This is a genomic window from Acinetobacter sp. Ac_5812 (assembly GCF_013072695.1).
Classification (GTDB): Bacteria; Pseudomonadota; Gammaproteobacteria; order Pseudomonadales; family Moraxellaceae; genus Acinetobacter.
In genome coordinates, this window is the sequence record NZ_LXUK01000022.1 from 780,378 (window position 1) to 804,272 (window position 23,895).

The window sequence follows — 23,895 nt, forward strand, 5'->3', positions numbered from 1 at the left end:
TACCTGCTTTATGGGTATCTTTAGTAACCTCAATAACTGTTGCCTCATTATATAACGTTTTTGCCTCATTATCCGTTAATTTACGTCCTAGCTCATTTTCTTTTGTTTTTTTAATGCAGCGAATGACGGAATATGATCATGTTCTAAGCCATTTCAAACTTGTACTCTAGATTTATGAAATTACCAACTGACGTATAAATATCAAGATCTAATAAAAAAGCATGTCATATTGACATGCTTTTTAAATAAACCCATTAATAATGAGACTATATTTTATTCAAAAAGACCTAATGTTATTTGCTTTAATCCTAGTTCTTGTTCAAACTCAAAGTGGATATATCTATGATCATCTATTTTATATTTGATCCAATTAGTTCCAGAAAAAATCGGCAGACCAAAAGCTTTAGTAACCTCTTCTTTTGTCGCACTTAAACTTAATCCATCTATTAAATAGTCTTTTCTTGAATATGAACTATATTCATCATTTGGTTTAATGAAAAAAAATATTGCAGATAATTTCTTTTCTTCAAATAGATACTCAACCCCACTTTTAAAGAAACGATAATAAGAGCTATCTTCAAAATCTGATTCATCATATTCAAAACTAGTACCAATTAACATTATTGAATGTAACATTTCATCATCGCCTTGAACCAAACCAAGACTATTTATAAATATAACAATTTCTCCACTTAGCTTATCCACTAATGAATCCCCTTATCTTTATTTCTCTCAGTTAGCTTTAAGATCGCGTCATCAACAGCTTTCTTACTATGCCCTCGATCTAAAAGGTTTTGCCGTAATACATCAATATCACAGCGTTGAGCCTCGCATAAATTCTGAGCATCTTTTGCTATTTGCTCAGTTGTATTTTTACCACTATGTGTTCTACCTGCTTTATGGGTATCTTTAGTAACCTCAATAACTGTTGCCTCATTATATAGCGTTTTTGCTTCATTATCCGTTAATTTACGTCCTAGCTCATTTTCTTTAGCTTTTTTCAATGCGGCGAATGATGGAATATGGTCATGTTCTAACCCATCTCCAACTTGTGCTCTAGATTTAAGCTCCTTATATGAACCTACCTCTAACTCTTTAACAGGATCTTTTTTTACCCCACCTATTTCAAACCCTGACTTAGATATGTCAAATTCAGAGTCCTTCCCTTTAACAACACCCTTTCCTACCCCACCAACTACAATCCCTGCAATGATGTTTGTTAAAAATTTTGCTCCTTCCTTACTCTCACTTACATCCTTGGACCATTCTTGTGTCTCAACAGACTCTTTACTTATTTGATCCCTTAACTCTGGATTCGTATACGTAGAAATAACATTTGTATCTGTACCATACGATATTGCTGTTATGCTTGTTGAAACAAGATCAACACCAGTATCCTTGGCTTTTTGGATGTATTGCCCGTATTGACTAGAAAGTAGAACATTTGCAACAGTTTTAGCAGGACCTGTTAGTATCGTTCCTATGACAAGAGAAAGTGTTTCAGGATCAATCTCTACTCCATATTTCTGATTCATTTCCTGCTGAAAATCAGAATATCCTTTCGATAATCCATATGAGGCCGTTAACAACTGCATACCAATCGTAGTATCTGTTGTTAAATTAACCTTATGCTGACCTTCTACCGAAATCACATTAGTATCACCTACTGAAGCAATGCTCGTATTTAATATTTGTTCTAAACTATATCCCTTAGACTCCAATTCTTGTATTTTTTCATTTGCTTCCGCTAAATCCTTAATATAATTCTGTGCATACGAATTATTTGCTACAACAAAAAATTCTTCTTTTGATCCTCCATTCTTTAAGAACTCTTTGTATGCATCAGCAATCATATCTCCTCCAACCATTTGGTTAAGAGAAGTGATTATTTTATTTTGAATTTTCGAATCAGGTAGTTTTAAAGCTAATTTTTCAACATCATTTTTTATTTGTTGTGTTGCTTGCTTTAAATTCTCTGGCAAATCTTTCTGCTGTTCAATGATCTGAGCACGACCACTCTCTGTCAATAAACGATGATCAACCGTGACTGAACCATCTAACATACCTGTGGTTTGATCACGGGTAATCTCTTGTGTCGCGTTGATGTCTCGATTGGTACTCTCAACGACATTTTTAATTGAACCTTGTCCCATAGTCGCTTTTGTCGTTTGTTCTATTTCTTGACCGCTACGATTCACTCCAATTGTAGTTGAGCCATTCGGGAACTTACTGCTGTTTTGATCCAATCCTTTGGTTGACTTACCAACCGACGTAGAGAGATCAAAACCACTTTGCTTATTGTTGCTATGATCCTGAATATCTTTTAGCTCAAGCTCACCCCTAAAGTTAAGTTTGCCATGATCTTGCAATGTGCCATCAGTTTGCTTGCTGGCATTAGCAATGACACCACCAACGTTAATGACTTTCTTCACACCCATTGCATCGAGATCGGCATCATTTTGAGCATTACCAATCAATAATGTACTTTGGTTATTCACCCATGCACTGTCACTGTTCCCTTTGCTTTGATTTACGCCTAGCGTGACATTACCTGAAGTACCACCGCCAATTGACCCTCCTTTACTGCTGTTACTGCTCTGTGCTGTATCTTGCAAGCTTTCAACATGAATATTGTTCACTTGTAGATTGCCTCTATCCTGTATAGAGACCGATCCACCTTTGATATTCAAGTTGTTTAAGCTACCCGAAACCTTATTCAGCTCAACTTGGCTGTTTACATGGTTGAGGCTTTGACTTTGAGACTGACTGTCTTGCTTACCAATCGATGCACTACCGCCACCCCCTGAGCTGATCGTGATTTTTTGGTTTTCAGTTTTAGTCTTACTTTCCTGCTGAGTACGTTCTGTGCCCGCAGTAATATTCAGATCTTTGGTGCCATCAAAAGTTGTTGTCCCTGTCGCACGTAAATTACTGCCCTGAATATTGGCATTTTGCCCTTCTGACTTCAGGGTTAAATTGTTGAGTTCAAGATTACTACCTTGCCATTGTGTCTCTAAGGACTTAGTCGTACTTTCTGTTTTAATACGCTCGCCATTGGCACCAATTGTAAAGCCTGTCCCAAAACTGGTCGAGCCTGCGGCGGCTGCACCTGCCGCTGCTGCACCTGCTGCAATCTGAGCAGTCGCTAGATTGGTTGTTGCCATCGCAATATTGGCTTTACTGTCATTTAGAGCTTGTTTGGTAATTCGCCCCGCAGCATAGTCTTTCTCAGCCTTGTTATAGGCGTCTTTTGCTTGAGAGAGTGCCTTCATTGCATCTTTGACTGCAATCAACGCGTTGGCTGCATCTAAGTAAGCGTTACGAACACCTACTTCCGTGCTGATTGTTTCAGTTTTGGTTTTTTCTTCAATCGTGGTGGTATTTTCATAACCACCAATATTAAGCTCACCACGACCATGATCAATCACGGTATCTCCAGTGGCTTTTATATTTTGTCCGCGTAGATCAACCCCTTCAGTGCCTTCAATGCTTAAGTTCTTCGCATTGATCTCACCAGATTTATGCGTGGTTTTGGTTGTTGTCGTAGTTTGCTCAGTATCTTCTGTAACAAAACCACCAAGACGGATATTATCTTTATTTAACTTAACTCCGAGCCCTTGAACAGTTTCCTCACCTTTAGCAATGCTCTGTTTTTCTGTTTCCTTCGCTGCATCTAGGGTGACTTTCTTACCAGATAAGTGAACATTATCAGCAGTCAAGTTACCACTGGTGATCGTAGTATTATTGGCTGAACCAATCGCAATATTTTCAGCAGTGAGTGTATTGCCTTGTTGCAGGGTCTTTTCTGTACGCTCTGATGAAGATGAGCCGACGCTAATTTTCTTATTTAACCCTAGGCCAGTTGCCCCAATAGCAACTGATTTGATTAACTCCTTGGCAATCCCTCGATAACCTTCTTGTTGCTCATCCCATTGTTTATTCTGGGTCTCGAGCGTATTCAAAGTGACATTTTCAGGCATTGTTGAGCCGTCTTTCGCCTTGAGTTGGCCGTCAGACTGACGCTCCATCAAGGTATTACCCACGATGATATTTTTACCCGCTTCAACTTTATTTGCTTCTAAGATAATGTTTTTACTGGCATTGATATCAACATTCTGTCCAGCTTTTAACTCAGTCTGGGCAATCTCTTGCTGCACAAATCCAGATTGACGGTTTTTATATTTAATCGCATCTGTACTTGAAGAAGCGATACTTTGACTTGTTTCATTAATAGTCGAATTTAATACAACATTACCTTGCTGAGCTTGAATTTTTATATCCTTACCCGCTTCAGCTTTCAAATGTGTCGCTTGAATATCACCTTGCTTGGTATTCAGGACAATATTGCCCCCCGCCTTGATCTGATTGGCGATAGACTGACTCGATGACCATTGCTCACTATGTTCTGTCTTACCACCCAATAATCCACCAGATTTACCTGTACTAGATGTATCTGTTGAATGAAGGTTATTACCATTTTCAAGCTGAATACCTTGTTGAGCATTGAGTAAAATGTTGCCTGATCTGCTCTCAAGGTTGACCGCTTTACCATCAATTTTATTTGCACTCAGGTCAATACTTCCTAAGCCAGATATTTTGCTGCCTTGATCATTTCGACGAATAGACTGGTTGTAGTTCTTATTATCAACATAGCCATGATTGTTGACCTCGGTCTGAATCGCACCAATATTCAAGTTGCCTTGGCTTTCAATACGGGTATGTCCTGTTTGGTTCAGGATTTCAGCCCCTTTAATCGTTGCATCACCACCGACACGAACCGAGATCGAAGTTTTGAGGTTTTCTGAATCAATTGTTTTAATCTCTGAAGGTGCTTTGGTGTAGATCCCCGCCACACGATCAATACCGGTACGGGTAAATAAGCTTTCCCCAATCTTGTTTTCACTGCTTTGGGTTGAACTGCTTAAGTTGAGATTATTCCCCACATTTAAGTCAACCTTATCCTGAGCATGAATTTGCCCACCAATAATATTGAGATCTTTTTTAGTGGTTAATCCAACTTGGTTGGCTTGGATGCGACCATTGAGTACATCAATATTTTCAGCATTTAAGACAACCGCTTGGCGCCCAGCTATAGTCCCTGAGTTAATCACATTGTCTTTAACATCCAACTGAATCGAATCCGCTGAAATCAGCGTACCATCGCCTCTCAGATCACCGACACGTGCTTTCACATACACCTGTGGAACAAGGGCTTTGGTGCTGCTTCCATCTGCTAAAATAATGGTCTTTTCTTCAAGCCAGACAATATCACTGGTGAGCTGAGCAATCTGTTCAGGAGTTAAAGCAATCCCTGGTTTTAATTTGTACTGCTTCGCAAATGATGCACCATTATTCATCAAGGCCTTATATTGATCTTCATCTGAACCATAGCCATCAAGGAAACGTCGGCCCGTTAATTTTGCAACCTGATCTTGCACCAAACGCTGTTCATAATAACCGTCACCCAGACGTTTTTGCTGTAATGCAGGGTCTAAACCGAGCGCTTTAATCATATGGTCTGACGAAAGCCATTTCTTATAATTGGTAAAGGCCGGGTCTGTTTCAACCAAATGCTGAGCTTGGCTGTCTTTCGTTGTAATCAACAAGGCATTGCTAGGTAAACGAATATGATCTTGTGTAATGGTTCTTACCGTGACATCATCCGATTGATGAATCGCGGATGCATCTTTTTTCACTCCATCTAATTGAGTACTTTTAACCTCATCTACATTTTGTTGCTGTCCACCCTCAAGCTCTGCTTTGCTGTCAACATTTAATGCATTCAGTCCATCAGGTTTCTTGATCGTCACCTCAAGGTCTGAAGTGACTTGACCTGCATTGACATCAATCTGCTGGTTTTGGCTGTGTTGATTGTCTCGTTGCGCTTGATTGCCAGTTTGTGCCTGATCAACGTGTTGCTGGATGGATTGCTGTTTAATATTCTCAGTCGGATTGGTTGATGTATTCAGCGTATGTTCTTTAATCTCACCTAAACGGATTGGTTGTGTGGTCACAACATCCGAAGGTTGATAATTAACTTTGCTTCCCCACTTATGTTTATGTTTGGTTTTTAGCCTATTCCAACCCACAGAGTGCCATTGGCTGGTCCCATTTTCAACTTTATCAATATTGCGTAAATCCGTACTTTCATTGGTAATCGAACCAACACCATTCAAGATAGACTGACCCACAAGTACCTGACTGTCCTTATTCAGGAAATTTGCATCAGGTGAAAAACTCAGATTACCACCTGCAATAATCAGCCCAGGACTGGTGGACTGGACTTCGTCTGCACTATGAACTTTGGTAAACTCATATCTGGTCCAATCCTCACCGATTTCACGTGTTGCAGTGCCACCTTCTACGTCTGGGACAAATAGGATCGCATTGCTCAAGCCACGTTTTGATTTTCCTAGGCGAACATCTTTTGAGTCCCATGTTTGCCCATCTTTTCCATATTCAGTTACGCGTTCTCGGTTTTTCTCAATCAATTGAATGACCAGATTCTCATTCATATTTTCAATACGATGAGCGCCTAAATGCATATCTCCAATTGATTCAATAACCGCACTGCCATTGTAGATTTTATCTGCACTGCCTTGTGCTTTTAGGTTACTGTCTAGGCTGCCACCAATATTTAAATTACCGGCACTGAAAATCCAGGCATTGTCTCGCCCATTGTCCTTGACCTTTCCACCTGAACGGTTATTCAACGTTCCTATACCGAGATCCATATCTCCACGAGAAGCAATAACTGCGCCTGTACCTGCAAGATTACTCTGGTTATCTAGCGTATTGGCCTGAATCGCAACATGTGTACCATAAATCCGCGCACCATCATTCCAGACACGATTTGCCTGAATATGGGTCAGGTCACCACCATTAATCAAACCTTGGTTATGTACTGTATTTTGAGCAAGCAAATGCAGTTCATTTGCTGAAATAGTTGCATCTTTCTGGTTATCAATGTTTTGTGCATTCAGAATGATTTTCTGGCCAGCCGTCAACTCAGACCGATTGATAATATTCTTTTCCGTACTTAACTTCAGTAAGCCATTTGCACCGATTTTTCCATCTTGAGTATGGGTAAAATCTTGTTTTAAATCAATTTCAACATTGCCTTCACTAATGATTTTGCCTTGGTTAACCAACTCATTGGCTTGAATATCTAACTGATTTTTTGCCAGTAGCTCACCACTGGTATTATCGATATTCAGGCCTTTCTCCGCAGTGCCAATACGCAACTGATTTAAACTGCTTATAGTTCCAGCCTGATTCTTCAACTGGGCTTGAATATTCAGTTGAGCCTGATCATTGGCACGGATCACACCAGATTGGTTATCTAAGCGTTGTGCATGAAGCTCAAGATTTTTTGCGTTTAAGCCGCCAGCAAACTTTCCATCTTTGGTTTGGCTGTTGATCACGTCATTGGCATGAATTGTCAGCTTTTCACCCGCCGTAATCTGGCTTCCAGCCCCGCTGTTATCAATATGATCTATGCTTAGATTGAGATTTTTCTGTGCTTGGATTGTCCCCGCATTATTCTGGATTGCTCCACCATTCTGCTGTTGCTGAATGTTTAGATCAGTCTGGCTAATGATTTGACCCGCTTGATTGCCAATATTTTGAGCAGTGATCTGTTGGGTATCCATTGAGGCAATATAGCCCTTCTGGTTTTCAAGTGTCGAAACATTCAGATCAATCGAACCCTGACTGAGAATCCCGCCTTGCTCACCAGAGTTATTGTTCAGCAAGGCCTGCTGATTGGTATTAATTTTAACAGACTGCTCGGCTTGAATCAGACCGGCTTGGTTATCCACAAGCCCTGTATTTAAATCAACCGTTTTTGCCAGAATCTTACCTTGCTGATTCGTTAGCTGTTGCTGTTGGGTATTAATACTCAACTGATTTTTTGCAGCAATTTGTCCAGTACTGTTATCTAGTCCAAGCGAATTCAGAGTTAAGTTCTGCCCAGCATAAATATCACCTTGCTGGTTAATCAGCTGCCCTTGTGCATGGACATTCATATCTGCATTTTCCGAACGAAGTGTGCCTTCCTGATTATTCAATGCGCCAGTTTGAATATCTAGATTCTGCTTGGCTGCCAAGACACCTTTATGATTATCAATGCTGCCTTTGACATTGAGCTGAGCTTGGCCTTCAGCAAAGATCTGTCCCTGCTGGTTTTTAAGCTGTACCGCATCAAGCCCTAAATCTTGCTTGCTGTACACCACGCCTTGCTGGTTGTTGAATTCAGCGGCATTGATCTTGGTATGGCTGCCCGCAAAGATTTCACCCGATTGGTTGTCTAAGCGATTCTGGATATACAGATCCAGCTGATTTTGTTCAGAACGGATTTTTCCTGCATTATTATTCAATGCACCTGCATTTACTTGAAGCTGCTGATTCGCAACAACAGTTCCTGATTGGTTATTCAGTTGCTCGCTTACCGTAAGATTCTGCTGCGCTTTGGCGTATAACACACCTTCGGTATTATCAATCTGCTGCGCATCAACCTGAAGCGATTGACCCGCAACCACTTTAGCTTGTTTATTAGCGATGTTTTTTGCCTTTATTCTGATGTCTTTTGCGGCAGAAATCTCACCCGAAAAATTATTTAAATCATTTTGGACATTGAGCGTTAACTGGTCTTGCTGGGAACGAATTTGTCCTGCTTCATTGTTGATCGTTCCTGCCTGTAAATCAGCTTGTTTCTCTGCGGCAATGCTCCCTTTTTGATTGTTTAACGATTCCTTGGCTGTCAGCTCCATCTGTTCAGCTGCATAAACAACACCCTCAGTATTATCTAAGCTCTTGAGCTGTAATTTGCTCGATCCACCCGCTTGTATTTTGCCTTGTTTGGAACTGACATGCTGTGCAGTTAGGTTTAGATTTTTAGCGGCTGCAATTAAGCCAGTATCGTTTTGAACGTCCTGGTTGATCGTTAAATTCAGATCGGCATTTTCTGAACGGATTTGCCCTGCATGATTCAAGAGTTGGTTGGAGGTCAGATTCAGCGCTTGCTCGGCTGCAATCACCCCAGCACTGTTATCCGTAGTCCCTGCGACATGAAGATCCAACTGTTTTTTGGCGTAAATGGTTCCAGATTGGTTATTCAATTGTGCAGCATTCAACACGGCGTCCGAACCTGCAATCAGTTTCCCAGCCCGATTATCTAACTGCGCTGTATTCAGTTGCAAAACCTGCGCTGACTGTATGGTTCCAGCCTGATTGTTGAGCGAACCTGCCACATTCAGGTTCACACTCGCTTGCCCAGATTGAATCTGCCCTTTTTGGTTATTTAAATCTTGTGCCTTTAACGCTAATGCCTGTTGTGAAGCAATTAAACCCTGCTGATTATTTAGCCCTTGTTTGACCTCAATATTGAGTTTTTTATCGGCATAAATCGTCCCTGACTCATTATTCAGATCAGTTACACTTAGATCCAACTGAGCATTACTCAGTATTTTCCCAGTCTGATTATTCAGGCTTTGTGCCTTGATGCTGCTGTTGCCAGCGGCACTAATCTCGCCTTCACGGTTATTGAGGTCTTTGTTCACCGTGAGCTGTAAACTGCCATCTTCGGCTGTTTGCAGCATTTGGCCTTTTTGATGGCTCAAACTGTCGGCACGCAGTTCAATACTTTTAGCTGAGGTGGTCGCACGGTCGAGATTGGCCGAACCCAGTTCAAGCTGCATATTGCCATTGCTTTGAATCTTGCCTTGCTGGCCTTGTAAATCTTGTGCAGTAATCTTGAGCTGCTGATCTCCCGCATGCAGGATTGCACCGTCTATCGAGCTCAAATTCTTGGTCTTGATTTCGGTATGGGCAGCATTACTGATAATTTTCCCTGCATTGTTATCAATACGGTCTGCAATATTCAGGGTAAAATCACCTGTGCCCGTATGCTGGATCAAGCCTTTATTGTTATTGAGTTTTTGGGTGTCGAGTTGGATATCCGTTGCGCTGTATTGTCCTTGCTCATTTTCAATACTTTGGCTGGCTTTTAGATTTAACTGTTGCTCGACAATGAATTTGGCACGATTGGTCTTTAACGCTGTTGTCTCAACCTGAATCTTCTTGGCTTGCGCTGCACTATCACTCAGATCGGCGGTATTGCTAGCCTTGACTGAGGCGTGTGCACCAGCCAATAATTTGCCTGCAATTTGTACATCTTGTGCCGTGATCTCAAGTGTGGCCGCATCGTTATTGAGTTTACCATCAGCACTCAGACCTGCTGCCCAAACACTATCGGCATTGCTCTGAATCTGCTCGGCTTGAACCTTAATCTGATTTTGTGCCGCAAGCTGCCCATGCTGCTGTAACTGACTGACATGCAACTGTGCCGAGTCCCCCGCGTATATTTGCCCTGTATTTTTCAATTGCTGGCTTTGAATGTTCAGGTTTTTCGCAGCAATGATATTGCCCGCTGTATCTTTACTGATGCCATTCTCAATGTGCGTGGCTTTTAGCACTAAATCTTTGCTTTGACTTTGAAGCATGCCGCTTTGGTTATTGATCTGCTGCGATTCAATACTTAAATGCTGCCCTGGAATTTGCCCCGCGCTGTTATCGAGCCGATCCGCCTTGATTGCAACATCTTGCTTGGTCGATGCAATTACACCTTTCTGGTTATTCAGTTGCTTCGTTTGCAACTCGACATTGCTTACTGCAAGCAATTTCCCTTCTTGGTTATTGATATTCTTGCTGTCAATCTTCAGTGCCTGTTGACTCTGAATACTGCCCGCTTGGTTATTTAACTGTTGTGAGCGAATATCCAAGGCTTGAACCGCGTTTAACTGGCCTTGCTGGTTATTGACCTTGCTGGCTTGAATATCAATCTGGTTGGCAGAAAGCTTACCGCCTTGGTTTTCAAATTCCTGCCCTGCAAATTTCAATTCAGGCAGTTGTAATTCCCCACCGCTATTGTTGATCTTGTCCCGAACCGTCAGTGTCAGATCATTGTTATTGCTGATCTTACCACTTTGGTTGTTGAGCTGATTTTCAACCTGAATCACGCCATCGGCAAAGGTTTTCGGCTGCACATCGGTCGGTGCAACCACCTCAACCTTGCTGGCATCCTGTGCACTGCTGTTTTGTCCCGGATTTTTAACAGTTGGCGGTGCTGTATTATTGTCTGAACCACTATTGCCGTTCGTGGAGTCTTGTACTGCACGACCAATTCGACCTAGCTGATTATCTAGACTTTGGGCTGTGATATTAAGCTTGGAACCACCTACTTGTTCAATTTGGCCCTTTTCATTACTTAATTTTTTGGCCCTTAACTCCAAACGTCCAGCATTGATCACACCTTGATTGTTATTGATATTGCCTAGGGCATCCAGCTTGATTTCATCCTGACTAGCAATCAGACCCGCATTTTTAATGTCCGTGGCCTGTAACTGAATCTTATTTTGAGTACTACTGATATTGCCTGTGTTTTCAATATTCTTAGCTTTAAGCTCTATTTGATCTTTAGCCGCAACAATATTGCCTTGGTTGATCAAATCCCCATTGGCATTCAGCTTTAAAGTTGACTCAGTACTACTGATCGAACCCGCATTACGTACTCCGAGTCCTTGTTCAGTCCCCACCAAGAAAATCTTGCCAGCATACATGCCACCCAATTTCCCAACATCCAATGCAAAGCCTGACGAGTTGCTTGCTGAACCATTCGCATTTGACTTTGGTGTGTATTCTGGTGTCGTTTGGTCTTTGACTTGAATATCATTTTGGCCTAACACGACATTGAGTTCTTTGGCATATAAGCCTGCATTCACTTTCAATGATTGCGCATAGACATCTGTAAATGGGGTAAGACTACCATTTAGGCCTTTGCCTTCAATCGTGACTTGGCCTTCACGCACTCGGAAAGATTCCAGATAACCTTGATTCATCACCGCTTGACCCGTGGTTAAGGTAAAGCGATCGGCATTAATCACGCCACAACCATCACACACTAGACCTGCTGGGTTGGCAATCACCACTTGTGCCGATTTTCCTGCAACTTCAAGGTAGCCTCTGAGTTGGCTTGGGTTACTACTATTGACCTCATTGAGAATAACCTTAGCTTCACCTCTAGCCAAATTGGCGTTACCTTGCACCCAACCGCCGATTTGGGTTTGAGTATTATTGCGTGCATTGTTTAAGATCGCGCCTTCTTGGCCGACGTCGAATTGCTTATAGGTATTCCGCGATACGCCACCTGCACTCGGGGTCTGGATATTAACCTGTACCGTACCATTGGCAGAATTGAGAATTTGCGGTTGTTGATTGGCTGGTGCCGAACGATCTGCAATAATCTGGGTATTGGCAATACTGCTTAATGGCATGGTATAGACCACTGCGCCCAGCATACTGATCACGGCAAAATTAAGTGGATTCAGTTTCTTATAGGTATGAATAGCGGATGGTACGCTCACATCTGTTGCCACCGCGCCACTTTGCCCAGCGGTCTTGGTTCGACTTTTTACAATTTCAGCAACCGCTATAAACATGCCACGTGCTTGGCTAAAAATAACGCGATATCGATTCTTATTCATACCTAAATACCCAATCTTTATTTAGGGTCTGTTGAACTTTCATCTATGGTTGCGACAGTATCAGTTTTTTAGACAGTTCAAGGCGAGCGTTATGATATTTAGTCATTCTAAATGAATAACGCTCAACGCAGAAATGGCAGAAAACTGATCTGTCCCTCCGGGTTGTAGCTAAAATTGCCTCATACTGCGTTATGAAACTTGATAAGAGCTTGCTATTACCTACGTTTCACGCCTTGTCTGATTCAATTTTAGCCGACAACGCATCTCATTTATGAATATTCAACAGACCCTAATTAATTAATTCAAAAAAAAAAACAAAAGTGCGGACTAGTACATCCAGTTCACACTAAAACCTGTCGTAAAATCATCGGTTTTAAAATATTCTGGCTTTTTCAACGGCGCACCGACAAATGCGTCATAGCTGACCGACTTAAATACCTGTCCACGTAAGCCCACAACCGCACCCAGCAAACTGGTGCCAACCAATGGATTTGGATAGTGTGCAGTGGTCCCGCCCACCTCACCATAATCAATGCCGCTGTACCATTGCATCGGAAGTTTCGCAATCGGGCCACTCAGTTCATTGCGAACCAAGAAGCCATTATCGGCCATCAACGTTTGTTCACCATCATAACCGCGCACGGTATAACGGTTACCAATCGAGAAGCGGTCTTGCGGTGTCAGTGGTTTGTTACTGTGCTGCATGCGCCACTCAGCCAAATATTGTAAGTTCTGCTGACCGACTTGGAATGGCACTTGCAAACTGGCATTGGCCTGTAAAATACCGACACGGGTATATGCTTCATTAAATTGTTCTTCTGGTGCACGCATTGCACTAAATGCACCCGTACCGCGTTTATAGGTGACATTACCCGTCAGCGTGGCATTGGCTAAATATTCACTATGATCTAAGCTAGCTTTCCAGCCCGCCGTTTTTCGACGCTGTACTTCTACTTCAACATCATTGATAAAGTTCTGCGACTCACGATACCAACCACCGACACTGGCTGAAGTCTTCCGTTTGGCATCTCGATACAACACACGCGAGAGATCAGCACCAATCAACTTACTTTTACCGCTATAGTTATAACTTTGGTTCGCCCCAGCGACCGTCTGATTATAATTGGATTGACTATAACTGGTATTCAATAACCAGTACTGGTAAGGAATACTATAACTGAGGTAAAAACCATCGGTACCACGTTTACCAGCGTCTCCACCACCAAGGTCATGGTTATAGCTACCATAGAACAGGTCATTGGCAGTCAATAGGTTATCTAAAGATAAGGTTGCAGTACCTTGATATTTACCAGTTGAATCTGATCCTGCATCATCAACACCCAAATGCAGACGATAAGGTTTGGATTGCTGCCAAGCCAATTCCAAATCACTATAGCCAGGCTCAGTTCTTTGCTCGGAAGGCTTAATCTTAAAATCTGCTTCCACCGTTGGCACACGTTTAAAATTTTCTAAGCCTTGTTCAATATTACGTAGATTGAGAATATCGCCTGATTTCACTGGTAAGGCATTAAATTTATGTGCACGTTTTGAGGTGCCTTCAACAAATTGAATTTGATCGACCTTACCCGCAACCACTTTAAGTTGAATTGTGCCCGAAGCAATATTTTGTTGTGGCAATAACATTCGTGTTGTGACATAGCCATGACTAATCAGGCGGTTCTGGATCAAATCCAAGGCTTGATTGAGCCCTTGTACTCCAATACAGCGCCCAATCAAATTATATTGACCTTGTGTCACTGGACGCATGGCAAAAGTAAACTGACGAGCATCTTCGCCAATCAGTACAAACTTTTTGATTTCAAAACAAACCTCTTCGCTGTGTGATTTCAGAAACTGAAGCTGCGGTTTGATTTGTAATTGCTGTTCTAAGCCCGTCTGAACGGATGACTCGGGTTGTATTTGTTTCTGTAAGGCTTCATCACGTTGTTGTTGACGCTGTATAGCATCGGCCTCTAAGACAATACTCGACGGCGGTTCTGCAGCATAAATGGATGTTCCAAGTAAACTTAACATAATGAATATTTGGTTTTTTTTCATTTTTTTTAGGTTCATATTAAATAAATAGTAAAAAAATCAGGTGGATTATTACCAATTGATTAAACGTTGTAAATAAAAAAATGGTTTTTATCTCTTTTTTTGCCTTTTAGGTGATTTGTTTAATAATTTTTTGTTTTTTTGAGATTTAATTCATATTTTAGGCATATAGATTCATTTCAAAGTAAATCCTATTAAATTAAATAACTTATAAGTATTCAATCAAAGATAATTTTATTCATAGGATTAAAAATCTCCCGAATGCCCCCAAAATTTCAAATACAAAAAATGGTTTGCCATCTTTCATATTCACGCTGCTTTCGGCGCTTGACTTCAACTCGATTAAATTATATACATTAATAATGATACGTTTCGTATCATTATACAAAACTACAAAAACAGGTGTATAAAATGGTAGGACTAATCGGAATAGTCTTGTCCTTAATATTGTTGATGTATTTAGCATATAAAGGATTTAGCGTAATTGTACTTGCACCCTTACTGGCATTATTTGCTGTCGCATGGAGCGGTCTCAGCAATCAACTCCTTGGGTTTTATTCCCAAGTGTTTATGACAGGTTTAGGCGGTTATATCATCAAATACTTTCCTCTATTTTTACTAGGTGCGGTATTTGGAAAATTAATGGAAGATTCTGGCTCTGCACAAACCATTGCCAATTTCTTTGTTGAAAAACTCGGACACCATAGAGCCATGCTGTCTATTGTTCTGTCTTGTGCAATTTTAACCTATGGAGGCGTTTCACTTTTTGTTGTTGGTTTTGCCGTCTTTCCAATTGCCTCGGCATTATTTAAAGAGCTTGGTATTCCTAAACGCCTCATCCCAGCAGCAATTATGCTAGGTGCACTCACCTTTACCATGACCGCATTACCTGGCACGCCGGCAATTCAAAATGCAATTCCAATGCCTTTTTTTAATACTGATCTCTATGCTGCACCTGGACTTGGTGTTTTAGCATCTATCTTTATTTTGATCACTGGCATGTGGTGGCTCAATAGACGGGTAAAAAAAGCAGATCTGAGTAATGAAGGATATGGAAACCATATCGAGAATCATCTTGAACAGAATTCAATATCTGCCAAACCAAGTCTTATGGTCGCATTTGCTCCAATTTTTATTGTGATTGTGAGCAACTTAGTACTCACAAAACTGATTTTACCGTCACTGGACACTGCCTATTTAGCCACGGATCAATTTGGGAATACTTCGCTCAATTCAGTGATTGGATTATGGGCAATCATATGCGCATTGGTGCTGGCTTGTTTAAGCATTATTGTTTTGAACTGGAAGTCTATTATCGATATTAAAAATTCAATTCAACAGGGTGTCTCCTCATCCTTTTTACCTATTTTTAATACCGCCTCAGAAGTCGGCTATGGTTCGGTCATTGCGTCTTTGGCTGGCTTTATCATCTTACGTGACTTTCTTGTCGGTATTGCCCCCAACAATCCGCTTATTTCAGAAGCCATCGTGATTAATGTATTAGCAGGTATCACAGGCTCTGCCTCAGGTGGTTTGAGCATTGCCCTGAATACCATGGGCGAAACCTATAAGCATTTAGCCTTGCAACATGGTATTTCACTCGAACTGATGCATCGAGTTGCTTCTATGGCTTCTGGTGCACTGGATTCACTTCCTCACAATGGTGCCGTCATTACCATTATTACCTTGTGTGGTTTAACCCATAAACAATCTTATTACGACATGTTCATTGTCGCCGTCATCATTCCATTGATTGCGCTCAGTGGTGTGATCACGCTAGGAACAATATTCGGTTCTTTTTAAAAACAATCAATTTTGACGTTAATACGGAGAATTAAAAATGTCATTTTCAACTCACCTTCCAAGGATTATGGAAATTGGAAAAAATGCGCGGGCTAAGCTTCCAATGATTCTAGAAAGCTTAGGTGCAAACAAGCCACTCATTATTACCGATAAAATGATGGTTTCACTTGGCTATATCACGCAAATTCAAGACCTGCTAAAAGCAGCGAATATAGACAGTGACTATTTTGCTGAAACCATTCCAGAGCCGACCTCTGGTTCCATCGAAGCGGGTGTGAAGTATATTCAGGCGCAGCAGTATGATGCCATTATTGCAATTGGTGGTGGTAGCCCGATAGATAGTGCCAAAGCAATCAGTATTTTGAGTCAACATGGTGGGGAGATTTCAGATTATAAATTTCCTAGACAAGTCAATGAACTCGGTCTGCCTATTATTGCCATTCCAACCACCGCAGGAACAGGATCCGAATGCACGCGGTTTACCATCATTACCAATGACAAAACCAATGAGAAAATGCTGTGTGCAGGGCTCGGTTTTCTGCCAATCGCGGCAATTATCGACTACGAACTTACCATTTCTCTGCCCCCACGTACCACTGCAGATACAGGTATTGATGCGCTTACCCATGCCATCGAAGCATATGTCAGTAAGAAAGCCAGTCCATATAGTGATGCGCAAGCACTCGCAGCGATGAAACTGATTGGTCCAAATTTACAGATCGTTTATCACCAACCCAGCAATGAGCGAGCACGTGAAAAAATGATGCTCGGTTCGACTTTGGCAGGGATTGCTTTTTCAAACGCCTCGGTTGCCTTGGTGCATGGTATGAGCCGCCCCATTGGTGCTTTTTTCCATGTTCCGCACGGACTATCCAATGCAATGTTACTCCCCCTCATCACTGAGTTTTCAATCCAAGCAGCACCAGAACGTTACGCTGACTGTGCCAAGGCAATCGGCTGCGCGCATTCAGATGATGCGATTGAGCTTGCTAATCAAAAGCTCATCAAAACCTTGATCGCGATTAATCAAGATTTGAAAGTCCCCACATTAGCTGAGTTTGGGGTCGACAAACACTATTTTGATGAGGTCGTTCAGACCATGGCTGAGCAGGCACTGGCCTCGGGCTCACCATCCAATAACCCTATCGTGCCGACAATTGAGCAAATGGTCAGCTTGTATCAACAACTTTGGTCAGCATAAAAGCTTTAATTTTTTATAACAGAGGATAAATTCACATGGAACTGATTGGACATTTTATTAATGGTGCAATCCATACAACGCATGCACGTACGCAAGCCGTTTATAACCCATCAGTAGGCATACAAGTCAAAGAGGTTGCACTTGCTGGCAAGGCAACTGTAGAAGAAGCAATTGCCGCCGCAGAAGCAGCCTTCCCAGAATGGCGGAATACCCCAGTCATCAAACGGGCTCGCGTCATGTTTAAATTTAAGGAATTACTTGAACAAAATGCTGAAAAAATCTGCCAGTTGATTGGTGAAGAACATGGCAAAATTGGACATGATGCCGCAGGAGAATTACAACGTGGCATTGAGAATGTTGAATATGCCTGTGGCGCACCCGAGTTTCTAAAAGGTGAATTTAGTAAAAATGTCGGACCTGCAATCGATTCATGGAGTGAGTTTCAGCCTTTAGGTGTTGTTGCAGGAATTACCCCATTTAACTTTCCAGTTATGGTTCCACTTTGGATGTTCCCCATGGCCCTTGTATGTGGAAATACCTTTGTGCTGAAACCTTCCGAACGCGATCCATCCTCCACTTTATTTATTGCTCAACTGCTCAAACAAGCGGGACTGCCTGATGGTGTAATGAATGTCGTCAATGGAGATAAAGAAGCGGTCGATACGCTACTGCATGATCCACGTGTTCAGGCGGTTAGCTTCGTTGGTTCCACACCCATTGCAGAATATATCTATCAAACCGCGACTGCAGCAGGTAAACGTTGTCAGGCCTTGGGAGGTGCAAAGAACCATGCCATTGTCATGCCCGATGCAGATTTAGATAATGTGGTTAGTTCTTTATTAGGCGCAGCCTTTGGTTCATCGGGCGAACGCTGCATGGCCCTTTCTGTCGCAGTCGCTGTCGGTGATGAAATTGCTGATCAAATGATCGTAAAACTATCCAAAGAAATCGATTTGCTCAAATATGGCCCATACTCAAATAAAGACAATGATTTTGGTCCAGTGATTACCGCGCAACATAAAGCCAAAGTCGTCAACTATATTAATAGTGCAGAACAACAAGGCGCCAGCGTGATTGTCGATGGACGCAATGCAGCACCTGAAGGTTATGAAAATGGTTTTTATGTGGGTGCGACACTCATTGATCAAGTCACACCGAATATGACCAGCTATAAAGAAGAAATCTTTGGTCCCGTACTGCAAGTCATTCGTGTAAAAACCATGCAAGAAGCCATGGATCTGATCGACAGCCATGAATATGGAAATGGCACCTGTATCTATACACGTGATGGTGAGGCTGCACGCTATTTTAGCGACAACATTAAAGTGGGGATGGTCGGTATTAATATTCCGCTTCCAGTGCCTGTGGCTTATCATAGTTTCGGCGGTTGGAAACGTTCGCTGTTTGGCGATTTACATGCCTATGGGCCAGATGGTGCCCGTTTCTATACGCGTCGTAAAACCATTACTCAACGCTGGCCGAGCACCAATGTCCGCGAAGGCGCACAATTTTCAATGCCGACACTCAACTAATTTAGTTACTCACTAAAAGAGTGAGTTTTTAGCTCACTCTTTTTAAACATCAATCAGTTTATTTAAATCATTTGCCGCCTGACGTAACAAAGGCTCATATGCCACTAAATCTTCAAGAGACTTTCTTATTGTGGGTGCATGTACATAAAGACAAGCCACAATAGTACCTGCTCTTTGAATCGGGACTGAACAAGCCACCATACCCGAAATAAACTCTTCATTATCCGTTCCGAGTTTATTTAGAAAAATTTGATCCAAATTGTCTTCAAGTAAGACGGGATCGGTAATGGTATTTTTGGTGAGCTGTACAATCGGTAAATGCGCTAAGATATTTTTCCTGCGACTCACAGGCTGAAAACTTAAAAATAGTTTTCCACTCGAAGTACACCACAAAGGTACTGTCGCACCAACAGGTAAATAGACCTGTAGCGGCCAATTCGCCTGCACCCGATCTGTGTAAAGCATTTGATTATCACTGAGTATGGCAATACCACAGGTTTCATTAATTTGATCTGATAATTTTTGCAGGATAGCCAAGCGTTCCATCTTACGAGGTTCCTGCTCCCATGAATTCATCAGCAGCTTATAGGTTCGATCCCCCAGAATATACCCCCCATACATATCCGTCTTCACAAATTTTTCTTGCTCTAGCGTTTGTAATAAACGATGAATACTCGGTTTTGGAATGTCCAGCTCTACCGAAAGATCTAAAGGTGACGGTGGATGTTTTGCAGTAGAAATTGCCTCAATAATGTCTAAAACTCGAGTAATGGATGAACCTTTTTTATTCATTTTTAAGTCCCAACACCTGCATATCGCCAATCTCTTTTCGAATACAGTGAATCTATATTGATGAAAGTTACCAATATGCCAGATAGTAATCGGGTTAGGAACTTGGATTCAAGTAAATATTATCCTGCAAACACTTAAGTTAATTTTCCAGAAAAAACCAAATAAGCAAACTTATAAGAGAATAATTCTCATATCTAACAATTCATTACTTGAGCTTATGTGAGCTTCTTGGCATCGTTTGTCAGTTGCTTCATTATGGGAATCTCCTGCCGATGGCTAGTCCAGCGCAAGCTATAAGACATAAATTACTTAACACTTTCTTTTCAAGACATTCTGTTTGGTTTCTTTGTATTTTTACTGCTTTAACTATTACTTGGTTTAAATTTACCTATACCCCACATACCATTTATTATTTTATATCCGATACGCTTTTAAACGGTCTTTGGTTAGTCACAGGGTTGCTTAGCATTGTTGGTTTACGCGATTTACTGCAAAAGAAACATGCCATCTTAAGAAATTATCCAATTCTTGGACATTTTCGCTTTCTTTTTGAAGATGTTCGCCCTGAAATTCGCCAATATTTCATTGAATCGGATCAGGATGCTCTGCCTTTTTCACGTATGCAACGTAGCTTGGTTTATCAACGTGCAAAAAATGAAAATGCAGATAAACCGTTTGGCTCAATTATAGATGTCTATGATCCAAACTATCGCTTTATTGTACATTCAATTGCCCCATGTCCTCCCGCAAACCCAGAGTCTTTCCGCGTCCTGATTGGTAATACACAATGTAGCCAGCCATATAGCGCTTCCATCATGAATATCTCAGCGATGAGCTTTGGAAGTCTGAGTGCGAATGCAATTCGTGCACTAAATAAAGGTGCACATTTAGGTAACTTCTATCATGATACGGGGGAAGGAAGCCTGAGTCCCTACCATTTAGAGCATGGCGGAGATATTGTCTGGCAAATTGCCAGTGGCTATTTTGGTTGCCGTACCCCTGAAGGCTTATTTGATCCAGACAAGTTTGCACAGCAAGCCAAAAATCCGAATATTAAAATGATTGAAGTTAAGCTCTCACAAGGTGCGAAACCAGGTCACGGTGGTATTTTACCTAAGCATAAAATCACTGAAGAAATTGCTCGTATCCGCGGTATATCCAGAGACCATGACTGTGTTTCCCCTTCTAAGCACCCAAGTTTTAACACCCCAATTGAAATGATGCATTTCATTCAAAAACTGAGAGAGCTTTCAGGTGGCAAACCAGTCGGCTTTAAATTATGTATTGGTCAACCTTGGCAATTTATGAGCATTGTCAAAGCCATGCTCGAAACCAAAATTGTGCCTGACTTTGTGGTGGTTGATGGTTCTGAAGGCGGAACTGGCGCAGCACCAATCGAATTTAGTGATTATATTGGTACACCGCTCAGAGAAGGTTTACGCTTTGTGCATAATACACTGGTGGGTGCAGGACTTCGCAGTCAAGTTAAAATTGGTGCCAGCGGTAAAATGATCAGTGCCTTTGATATTGCCAGCACCTTTGCCTTAGGCGCGGATTGGGTCAATTCTGCACGTGGCTTTATGTTTGCTGTAGGCTGTATCCAAGCACAAAGCTGTCATACCAACCAATGTCCTGTTGGCGTTGCGACACAAGACAAAGATCGCCAAAAAGCCATCGACGTACCAAGTAAGGCTGAACGTGTGTTTAACTTCCATAAAAACACTCTACACGCCTTATCTGAAATGATTGCAGCGGCAGGTTTGCATCATCCATCAGACATTAAAGCGCATCATTTGGCACAGCGTATGAATGACCGTGAAATCAAAAACTATGCGCAGATCCACTTCTTCTTAAAAGAAAATGAATTACTGCATAGCGATTTAAATGATGACGAGAATTTCTATTATCGTATGTGGAAAATGGCGGATGCCAATCAATTTTAATAACTGAAAAGCCACCTCAAGGTGGCTTTTTTAATTTAAAAACGAATGAACTATCGACTGATCAAACGATAAATACCGAAAATCACAACCATTAAAATCACTAGAAATTTAAGATAAGAGGTCCAATTATATTGCGAGCCTTTACCCTGCCAGACCTGTACCTCAACAGACCGAAACTGAACGTTTGAAGCTTCCATCAGTTCTGCGTGGATACTGTAATTCATACCGTTATTTTGTTCACTCACCGAGAATGGGTCCGAACTAATGACCAGCAATAAAGGCTCATTTAAATCATAGGAGTGCTTATCATCACTTTGAAAAACCTCTGGATGATAACCGTTAGAAGACTCACTCTGCACACCTCCAATCCATTTTAATTCGACTTTGCCCTGTTGCTGAGTAACTCCTTTCGCAACAATAACAAAACGATATGGATTTTTACTGTGATCTGCTTGAAAACTAATACCTATATTCGGTCTTTTAAAAGTGTCCTTTGGCTTATCAATAACAGCTTTATTCAATGCATCAATTTCACTCGGTGTTAAAAGAACAGAGTTCACCAAGCTTTCACCGTATTCTCCAACTTTAGGTTCATGGGCAACTTTTCCACATGCAGCTAAGCTAAACATCATGAATAATAGAAGTGTGGATTTAACCAATTGGTTTTTTAAATTTATATACATCTTTTGATCAAAACCTTCATTTAGAAAACACTCACGGCAATATGTCTATTTAACATCCAACGAATCACTGGAGCTTGTTCTTCTGAAGGTAGAGACAAAATATATTCAAAAGTTCGTATCACCACTTCACACTGTTTATTCTTGTCTTGCGCTGTTTCTCCAGCATTGAGTAAGTCAGCATCCTGACCATAATCTTGACGTAATTTATCGGCAATCTGCCCCCATGCCTGTGGAGCTTGCATAAGCTCAGCCGAAGAATGCGTTCCTTGATGCGTGAGAATATATGTTAATGCCGCTACAGTTTGCTGCTGTGTAGCTGAACTCAGTAATGCCCTTCTCTCATCTATGCTGGTTTTGCCATACAGCGGGAAAGCGATTGGAAAACAATTCCCTTTGCGTTTAGCATCATACAACTGTTGCAAATATGCTTTGCTCCATAATCTTTGCCCTTCATCATCCGCTTGTTTTTCGACAATATCACGCAACTTCCACCACAATGTGCTACTGACGGCTGCAAGCATCTCATTCGACTGTACCGATGCATTTGCTGTTTGCTGAATAGTCTCGTATTCCTTCGGTAGATGTTGCTTTAACGGTTGCAATAAAGCGATTTGATCTAAAGCCTGTTGTCTTTGTTCAATTGGATTATAATTAATGGACTGATCTGATGTTGCATCGTGATGAGAACAACGATTTAACAAGAAAAAAGTTGCAAAAATAACCCCAACTACAATAAATGCTGCTTTCACGACTGATTACCATTTTTAATATTTATCAATTTATGTCTTTAAAAAACATCTACCTTTTGAATGGACAAGTCGGACTAGTCTGAGTCAACAATGTATTGGTTGCTGCATTACAACTCACATATACACTGCCATCATCGGTACAAACTCTTGCAGCATAAAATCGACTGTTATTCTCAACTAACTGAGACCGACGATCAGAATAACGAGCAAATCTCTGCAAAGCCATAATGCGCTGTTTACATTCAGGAAATTCAACAATTGCTCGTTGAAATTCGGATTGTCTCGTCTCTGTTCTGGTTTTATTATTTGCTAAATCCTGTGTATAAGCATTTTTTTCATACGACATCCCTTGCTGCCTTTGCTGTTCCATAGAACGACAATCGCCCGAAAAGCCGTCCGCAACTGAGCCTGTGCATGCTGTCCTTTGTGCTGTCTTTGTTGCACATGGTCTACTTTGATATGTTGTTCCCTGACTGGTTACGCACTTATATAACTCTTGTGCGAAAACAGGAAAAGAAAAACATAACAATATAAAGACACAAAAACCCCTTAATGTACCTTTTTTCATTATTGCCCCAAATATCTAATTTATTGA

At 41.4% G+C, this 23,895-nt stretch carries 11 protein-coding genes; 4 read left to right on the forward strand and 7 right to left on the reverse strand.

Annotated features, from left to right (window positions below; translation table 11 throughout):
* Positions 1-273 precede the first annotated feature (273 nt).
* The 3 genes from A7P55_RS17155 to A7P55_RS17165 all read right to left on the reverse strand — a co-directional run bounded on the left by A7P55_RS17155 (position 274) and on the right by A7P55_RS17165 (position 14,576).
* Positions 274-705, reverse strand: coding sequence for a hypothetical protein (locus A7P55_RS17155; RefSeq protein ID WP_171553041.1), 432 nt, complete (start codon positions 703-705; stop codon positions 274-276).
* Positions 705-12,542, reverse strand: coding sequence for a hemagglutinin repeat-containing protein (locus A7P55_RS17160; protein WP_252727878.1), 11,838 nt, complete (start codon positions 12,540-12,542; stop codon positions 705-707). The genes A7P55_RS17155 and A7P55_RS17160 overlap by 1 nt, the downstream gene beginning before the upstream one ends.
* A gap of 327 nt (positions 12,543-12,869) precedes the next feature.
* Complete coding sequence (locus A7P55_RS17165; RefSeq protein ID WP_171553042.1) at positions 12,870-14,576, reverse strand: ShlB/FhaC/HecB family hemolysin secretion/activation protein; 1,707 nt, start codon at positions 14,574-14,576, stop codon at positions 12,870-12,872.
* A gap of 432 nt (positions 14,577-15,008) precedes the next feature.
* On the opposite strand from A7P55_RS17165, the gene A7P55_RS17170 reads away from it, so the two are divergent.
* The 3 genes from A7P55_RS17170 to A7P55_RS17180 are packed head-to-tail and all read left to right on the forward strand — an operon-like array spanning position 15,009 to position 19,133.
* Entirely contained in the window at positions 15,009-16,400 is a 1,392-nt protein-coding gene (locus A7P55_RS17170; protein ID WP_171553043.1) for a GntP family permease, read from the forward strand.
* Between the two features lie 37 nt (positions 16,401-16,437).
* Positions 16,438-17,601, forward strand: a complete 1,164-nt coding sequence (locus tag A7P55_RS17175; RefSeq protein WP_171553044.1) for an iron-containing alcohol dehydrogenase — start codon at positions 16,438-16,440, stop codon at positions 17,599-17,601.
* Between the two features lie 35 nt (positions 17,602-17,636).
* Positions 17,637-19,133, forward strand: coding sequence for a CoA-acylating methylmalonate-semialdehyde dehydrogenase (locus A7P55_RS17180; protein ID WP_171553045.1), 1,497 nt, complete (start codon positions 17,637-17,639; stop codon positions 19,131-19,133).
* Between the two features lie 42 nt (positions 19,134-19,175).
* Here the strand turns inward: A7P55_RS17180 and A7P55_RS17185 are convergent, their stop codons facing one another.
* Positions 19,176-19,925, reverse strand: a complete 750-nt coding sequence (locus A7P55_RS17185; RefSeq protein WP_171553046.1) for an IclR family transcriptional regulator — start codon at positions 19,923-19,925, stop codon at positions 19,176-19,178.
* 272 nt (positions 19,926-20,197) lie between these two features.
* Between A7P55_RS17185 and A7P55_RS17190 the strand changes: the two genes are divergently transcribed.
* Positions 20,198-21,868 (forward strand): FMN-binding glutamate synthase family protein, encoded by a 1,671-nt coding sequence (locus tag A7P55_RS17190; RefSeq protein ID WP_216078076.1) that lies wholly within the window; start codon positions 20,198-20,200, stop codon positions 21,866-21,868.
* A 50-nt stretch (positions 21,869-21,918) separates the two neighbouring features.
* Here A7P55_RS17190 and A7P55_RS17195 read toward each other — a convergent pair whose 3' ends face one another.
* The 3 genes from A7P55_RS17195 to A7P55_RS17205 are packed head-to-tail and all read right to left on the reverse strand — an operon-like array spanning position 21,919 to position 23,868.
* Positions 21,919-22,551 (reverse strand): hypothetical protein, encoded by a 633-nt coding sequence (locus tag A7P55_RS17195; protein WP_171553047.1) that lies wholly within the window; start codon positions 22,549-22,551, stop codon positions 21,919-21,921.
* 20 nt (positions 22,552-22,571) lie between these two features.
* Positions 22,572-23,300, reverse strand: a complete 729-nt coding sequence (locus A7P55_RS17200) for a hypothetical protein (protein WP_171553048.1) — start codon at positions 23,298-23,300, stop codon at positions 22,572-22,574.
* Positions 23,301-23,349: 49 nt separating this feature from the next.
* The gene (locus A7P55_RS17205; protein WP_171553049.1) at positions 23,350-23,868 is read right to left on the reverse strand and encodes a DUF4124 domain-containing protein; all 519 of its coding nucleotides are present in this window, start codon (positions 23,866-23,868) and stop codon (positions 23,350-23,352) included.
* Between the last annotated feature and the right edge of the window lie 27 nt (positions 23,869-23,895).

Excerpts from the sequence above, each read along its gene's own strand:
- A7P55_RS17205 (WP_171553049.1), bottom strand. The coding sequence starts at position 23,868 with ATGAAAAAAGGTACATTAAGGGGTTTTTGTGTCTTTATATTGTTATGT.
- A7P55_RS17180 (WP_171553045.1), top strand. The coding sequence starts at position 17,637 with ATGGAACTGATTGGACATTTTATTAATGGTGCAATCCATACAACGCAT.
- A7P55_RS17195 (WP_171553047.1), bottom strand. The coding sequence starts at position 22,551 with ATGTATATAAATTTAAAAAACCAATTGGTTAAATCCACACTTCTATTA.
- A7P55_RS17190 (WP_216078076.1), top strand. The coding sequence starts at position 20,198 with ATGGCTAGTCCAGCGCAAGCTATAAGACATAAATTACTTAACACTTTC.
- A7P55_RS17175 (WP_171553044.1), top strand. The coding sequence starts at position 16,438 with ATGTCATTTTCAACTCACCTTCCAAGGATTATGGAAATTGGAAAAAAT.
- A7P55_RS17160 (WP_252727878.1), bottom strand. The coding sequence starts at position 12,542 with ATGAATAAGAATCGATATCGCGTTATTTTTAGCCAAGCACGTGGCATG.
- A7P55_RS17165 (WP_171553042.1), bottom strand. The coding sequence starts at position 14,576 with ATGTTAAGTTTACTTGGAACATCCATTTATGCTGCAGAACCGCCGTCG.
- A7P55_RS17170 (WP_171553043.1), top strand. The coding sequence starts at position 15,009 with ATGGTAGGACTAATCGGAATAGTCTTGTCCTTAATATTGTTGATGTAT.
- A7P55_RS17185 (WP_171553046.1), bottom strand. The coding sequence starts at position 19,925 with ATGAATAAAAAAGGTTCATCCATTACTCGAGTTTTAGACATTATTGAG.